This window comes from Burkholderia sp. MSMB1498 (genome assembly GCF_001526245.1).
GTDB lineage: Bacteria > Pseudomonadota > Gammaproteobacteria > Burkholderiales > Burkholderiaceae > Burkholderia > Burkholderia savannae.
Genome location: NZ_LOYJ01000031.1, coordinates 1 through 6,197 on the forward strand (window position 1 = coordinate 1; position 6,197 = coordinate 6,197).

The window sequence follows — 6,197 nt, forward strand, 5'->3', positions numbered from 1 at the left end:
TCCGCAAGTTGTAGTTGCGGACGCAAGCCTGCGCTCGTTCAGCTTTCGATTCTAGGTGGGGTTAAATTCGCGCTTACGTTGCATTGGGGGGCATCTTCGCGGGTTTTTTGATGCCGAAGGCGCTGAAAGCGAGCATGGAATTCCCGAACGCGTAGAGGATGCCATGGCCGATATCGCGACGGTGTTTGGCTGGACGCCGCGCGATATGAACGGCTTTGCTCTGGCCGAATTGATGGACTGGCGCGAGCGCGCCCGGATACGTAGCGGAAACGAGTGACGATGGACAACGCCTGAAACTGCGCGTCATGTTCGACATGATCGACAACATGACGAAGCCCCTCAAGAACATGTTGGCCGGCAGCAAGGGGATGTCAACTGCCATCAAAGAAAGCCGCGAGCAACTCGCGGCGCTCAATCGTGAGCAGAAGAAGCTCGACGGATTCCGGGACCTGAAGCGTGGCATCAAGGCTAGCAGTGTCGAAATGCAACATGCAGGCGATCGGGCTCGGCAATTGCGATTGCAGTTGGACGCGTTGGAGGGGCCCGCCCGCCGGAAATTTGAGAATGCGAGCCAGTTGAAGGCGGCACGTGCCGAATTCGACCGAACCGCCAAAGTCATGCAAACCATGAACCGACTCACGGGCAACAAGTCCGGGGCGTCTGTTCTGGCCGCTGAATATCGGCAGCTCGTTGCAGAGCAGCTCAAGGCACGGCAGGAAATCAAGCGACTCGAAGCCGAGCAGAAGAAGCTCGCCAGCCAGACGCCGATCAATGCGAACCAACTGCGAGCATTACGGCAGCAATATGATGCAGCGACGCGTGCATCCGACAAGCTGCGACAGGCTCACGTTGAAAAGCTTCGATCTTTGCGAGATGCACGCGCCGGATTGACGGCGGCGGGCATCAGCACGCGCCATCTTGCCGAGCACGAACGCACGTTGCGCGCGAACATCGTGCAGACGACCGCGGCGATGCAGACGCAGACGCGCCAGCTCGAAGTCATGGCCGAGCGTGAGAAGAAGCTCGGCGCGGCGCGCGGCAAGATGCAGGCGCTACAGGGCGTCGCCGGCGGCATGGCGATCGGCGGTTACGCGGCCAAGTCCGCCGGCGCCGGCGTCCTCGGCGGCTTGGGCGGCACGTTGGACGAAGCCAAGAAAGCGCAGAACGAAATTGCGCGCATTCAGGCTCTCGGCCTGGGCGAGCAGTCGACGCGGGACGCGGAGAAGTTCGCCCGTGGCATGAAGGTGCATGGTTCGAGCTACACCGACAATCTGACCATGATGCGCGACTCGATGACGATCTTCGCCGACGAGCATCACGCGCAGATGGCCGCGCCGATCCTGTCGCAGATGAAGTTCGCGAACGAGGCCATGGATCGTTGCCGCGCCAGCGGTATGCTGGCGAGTCCATGTCGGCGAAGACGCCACCGGATCACCATGACTTCCATGACCGCGGCAAATCGACGACAAGGAAGCGCCATTTCGTCAGAATGGCGGCAAATGTGCCTTGCGCCTTTGAAAACTGGATCTTGTCAGCGACGTTCCAGCCGCGGACGTACATGCGAAAGCTTCTTTGGCTCGACAGATACTGCGGCGCGTGTACGCCGACCCACGCGAGAATTTCGGCGGGCGTCACGTCAGGTGTGGACGGATCGGGCTCGATCGTCGATTCGACAGGGATTTCGTCAGCAAGAGCTTGATTTGCCGCTTGCGAAGCGTTTGCCTCGACTTCACGCAGTCGCAACAATTCGACCCGATGCCACGGGATCGGCGAGCGACCGGCAATGTAATTGCGAACGCTTCGCGTGCAACACCGGAGCTTTTCGGCAATTTGGCGGATGGTGAGGCCGTCAGTTAGCGCGAGGAAATCAGGCAGCGCGCCGTGACGGGAAGCGGCGGCATTCATTGGGGAGGACCGCGTTAGATTCTGTAACTATTTGTAAGACAAAACTGACAGTCAAGCGACGTACCCAAAAGAAATGCCAGTTTCAGCTAACTTCAGTGATTTGACATAAGGTAAATTATCGACATAAATAGCTGTATGACGGTTAAGTTCAGCTGTCCGCTTTTCGCTTCGTCGTGGTTCGGGTTGACATCGTGGTCCATGGCCGCACGGACAATGGACACACCCGGCTTCAGGCATAGCTCGACCAGCTCCTGCCGTGCCGCCTCATCAAATTCGCGTCGGCCATTTCGTTTCCGGCCAACCACTAGTCTGCTTCGAAGGTCTTGTTTCTCTGTCTCCGCGTTTTACCCCCGTTTCTTCTGGCGCCATTACGCCGATCCGTGACATACGGATCTCGTGAGCCAGACTGTGGACGTCGAGCACGCGCTTGCGCGTACGATCGGGCACGCTGTAGTAATTGCCACCGACCGAGACGAGGCCTTCGTGGCTCACGCGCCGCTCGAGCCGGATCACGCCGTTGAAGGTGCCGGCCGGCAACGCCTGCAGTGCGGGGCGCTCCTCACCGAAGTGCTGGGCGACGACGCGGTGCGTCGTGCCATGCACGCGCACATTGGCCACAGTGTCGAGCCACTCGCGCAACTGTCGGTTCAGGTCGGCGAGATTCTGGAAGCGACGCGCCAGGAAGAAGTCCTGCCGGATATAGCGATACGGCCGCTCGACCTTGCCCTTGGTCTTGGCGCGATACGCCTTGCAGGCGCGCGGCGCGAAGCCGTAGTGCTGCGCAAACGCGACCAGCTTCGCGTTGTAGACGATGTGCTTCTCGACTTCGCCCAGCACGGCCGCCTTCATCCGGTCGTACAGAATCTCGCGCGGAGCGCCGCCGAGGTGTTCGAATGCCTCCGTATGACAGCGCAGGACGGTCTGCAGATCCTGATGCTCGACGAAGCGTCCCCAGAGATAGCGGCTGTGCCCAAGCACGATTGAGAACAGCCATATCGAACGCCGCTGGCCAGGCGCGTCACCGAACTCGACATTGAAGTGCGCGAAATCCACTTGAGCCTGATGACCGGCGGGCGTCTCAAAGCGCACCTCGAAGCCGCGTTGGCGGGGTGGCCGGACCTCGCGAATCAGATCGCCCAGCGCCGTGCGGCCGCCGGTATCCCCCATGGCCCGGATCTCGCGCAGCAGACGTTCGACGCTCAGGTCGGGAAACTCGCGGACACGTTCGGTGACGTAGTGGACGAACGGATCGACCACGCACGGTCGCGGCGCGCGCGGACCGTAACGCGGCGCCTGAACGCCATTCCTGATGTATTTACGAACGGTCTTGCGGTCCATACTCAGTCGAGCAGCTATGGCCGAAATACTCAGCCCTTGCCGATGCAATTCCAGAATCGTCATCACTTCCTCCAGCTCGACCACCGACACCCCCACGACGGATCTCAAGGGCAATATGGTCGGCGATCGACAGGACGGCGCCGCTACCGCGGCGCCGTCAGATAAAAAACTGGGGAAAATTACTTCGACGAAAGTGGGGAGTATCTATCCGACGCTGACATTACATGCCTCCGCTTCTCGATTTTACGAGACGTTGGCTTCCATTTTCTTCGGCCGACCTCACCTGTCCATCAAAGATATTAATGGACACGATGCTTCTTGTTTCCGTCGCCCGCATTCAAGATGAAATCGCCGCGGACTTACCCCCAACCCGCACAAAATCATTGGTTAATTTTATTTTCCTTCGCACCTCGATTTTTTGGTTGATATGCGGACCACTCGCACCTGGAAAAGAATTTATCCTGATCAACCAGGCCATCTTCTTTCCAGAAATTAACATATTTCTTAATCTGCCACAATTCTCGATGTCGATATAGCCACCGCAACTCACTTGATGTAATGCTTTGTCCATACCCTTTTTCTTTTTTTGCAACCACCTCGATATTTTCCTCGATAACATCAACAACAAAATGGACGACCATTTTTCTTTTTAATATCTGAAATTCAAGGCCCGCCTTACTGGTCTTTTTAAATATCTCCACTGCATCCAGTGGATGGCGTTTCGTTAAAGGGTCATTTTTTACGTTATATCGACCATGACTTTCCAGAAAATTTTTAAATGAAATGGCGCGCGCCGAATCATGCAGATTCTTTGAAATTTCCCGATCTTCCGTATAATCGTTGGGGCGCTCCTGGTTCCAGACGGCATTGGTGATATCATTTTGAGTCAATATGTTTCGCTTCGGCGAGCGCCAACTTTTTGGCATAATTGACTTGATCCATCTAAGGGGTTTACCATCTTGCGTGAAATTCCCGCCAACTCGAGAAAAGCCCTGATTTTTCAAAACGAAGAGGGCATTTTTTCTCGGCACATCAAGACCGTAAACGATGTCACCGACTCTAAATGCATTAGCTAGCTGCGCGTAGGAGTGTTCGTCGTCTAGAGGTTGAGGAGCCAATCCAAGTGAGTCACGCAAGATAATTGGCCTATTGCCAACCATCCTGTAGAGGTTCTGACCATCGATAGCCCCGGCCGGATCGGGGTTGAGCCATCGGCCGAGCCAAGGTTGATAGCTGCGCCAGCCGTAGTCGTAAAGCCCAGTCGCATCGCGCTCCATGCCTGAGTAGCGTACGTACTTGGTGTCCGTCTCGGCCTGGCTGCGCGCGGTCCACACTGCGGTGCCCCCGTATGGGTAGTATTCCTCTCGACTGATCAGGTCCGCTTGAGCGTCCAGCTCCAGCCCGACCGAGCCGATCAAGTCCCCGTGGCTGAAGCGCAGCGCATCGTTCGCGAGACCGGCCGGCAGGCCCGTCTCCCAGTGTAGCGCCCGCGCGCCGGCCCGGCCCGCGTCCAGCCGGACCTCCTGCAGCGCCTCCACCACCTTCACGGTTTGCCCGTCGTCGCTGCGCGTGACCCGCAGCGTCAGCCCCGGCAGCACGATCGCCTCGGCCGTGCGGGTGGTGCCGCTCGTGTGCGTGGTGGTGCGCTTGCGCGCCCGCATGCCGTCGGCACCGTACTGGTACGTCTCACGGTCGTCGATACCGCCGTCGCGCTGCACCAGCGTGACGCCGGCAAGGCGGTTGCGGCCGTTCCACGCGAGCGGTTGGGTCCGGTCCGGCAGGAGGACTTGCTGATTGCCCGCCGCATCGAACCAGGTTCCATCGTCGACATCGGCCGGCACGATCGTGCCTTCGGCGTTTTGCTGAAGCGCGTGGTTGCTGCGATCGGACACCACAATCGCCTGTATGTAGCTGTAGCTCGCTGCGCCACGGTGTTGGATCCCGGTGAGATTGCCGCCGCGATCGTACGTGTAGGTGCGGGCGTAGTTCGTATAGACAGAATTGTCGTTCGGTAGCGGGATTGTCGGCAGCGGGAGCGCTGCCCCTTGCGGGCCGCGCTGAACGGCTTCGCGGCCCGTCGCAGACATCAGTTGGTATAGCGCATCGTAGGTGTAGATGCGCGTCGAGTCGACTTGCTGGTTGCGCCAGTAGGTTGTCGCCTGCGCGTCGTCGTGCACGCTCAGTACGTTGCCGACCGGATCATAGATGTAGTGCAGATCCTGCAGAACCCTGGCGCGGCCCGCCTGGGCCGGACGTGTCACGGTCAACCGCGTGAGCCGCTGCGTCTCGGGCTCGTATTCATAGGTGCTGACCATGCTGTTACCCGCCGTTTCGCTCAGCACCTGGCCCGCCGCGCTGTACTCGATCGATCTGAGCACTGGCTGCGCTGTTCCACCACCGGCCAGCGTCAGGCTGTTCCTGGCCAGCTGGCCCGCAACATCGTGGGCACAAGCTTGCACGTTGCCCTTTGCATCGGTCTGCGTCAGCCAGGCTCCGGTGGCGTCGTGTGTCCAGGTGGTCGTATACGAAGTCGGTTCCAACACTCTCGGCCACTTGGCCTCATCGTTGCCCGCCCAGTCAGCCTCAGCGCCGGCTAGCAACTGGCGTGTCTCGGCGAGCGGCGCGCTGGTGAGACGAAAGCCGCTCCATGTAAGTCGCCCTGCGCTATCGTAGCGGCGCACGCAGTGGCCGCGCAGATTGTGCGCTTGCGCATCGGCTTCGGCTTCGCCGTAGATCCAGGCGTCACGAACGGCGGGTGCCGTATCACCCACTGTCTCGATAGCTGTCAACGGGCGGCCGAGCGTATCGTAGGTCCAGGTAGAGACGGTGCCACGGGCATCGCACGCCCAAACCGGACGGCCATCGACATCGGCCAGTGCCCAGCTCGTGCCGGCGTCGACACTGACGGTACACAACGCGCCACCAGCAACCGACGTCACGTAAGCAAAGTTCGG

General features: G+C 59.4%; 2 protein-coding genes and 3 pseudogenes. 3 read left to right on the forward strand and 2 right to left on the reverse strand.

The window, feature by feature from the left end; all coding sequences use genetic code 11:
* Positions 1 to 77: 77 nt before the first annotated feature.
* The 3 genes and pseudogenes from WS91_RS32250 to WS91_RS32260 all read left to right on the forward strand — a co-directional run.
* Positions 78 to 155: pseudogene (locus WS91_RS32250) on the forward strand (phage tail assembly protein); the annotation flags it as partial.
* Between the two features lie 8 nt (positions 156 to 163).
* Positions 164 to 277, forward strand: coding sequence for a GpE family phage tail protein (locus WS91_RS32255; RefSeq protein ID WP_063889484.1), 114 nt, complete (start codon positions 164 to 166; stop codon positions 275 to 277).
* 592 nt (positions 278 to 869) lie between these two features.
* Positions 870 to 1,373, forward strand: a pseudogene (locus tag WS91_RS32260) (hypothetical protein); the annotation flags it as partial.
* Positions 1,374 to 2,285: 912 nt separating this feature from the next.
* On the opposite strand, the pseudogene istA reads toward WS91_RS32260, so the two are convergent.
* Positions 2,286 to 3,339: pseudogene (istA, locus tag WS91_RS06100) on the reverse strand (IS21 family transposase); the annotation flags it as partial.
* A 284-nt stretch (positions 3,340 to 3,623) separates the two neighbouring features.
* Positions 3,624 to 6,197 (reverse strand): RHS repeat-associated core domain-containing protein (locus WS91_RS06105; RefSeq protein WP_156432297.1); only part of this gene is annotated, 2,574 nt, incomplete at its 5' end.

Bases quoted from the DNA above. Each gene is read 5' to 3' on its own strand.
- WS91_RS32255 (WP_063889484.1), top strand. From the start codon at position 164: ATGGCCGATATCGCGACGGTGTTTGGCTGGACGCCGCGCGATATGAAC.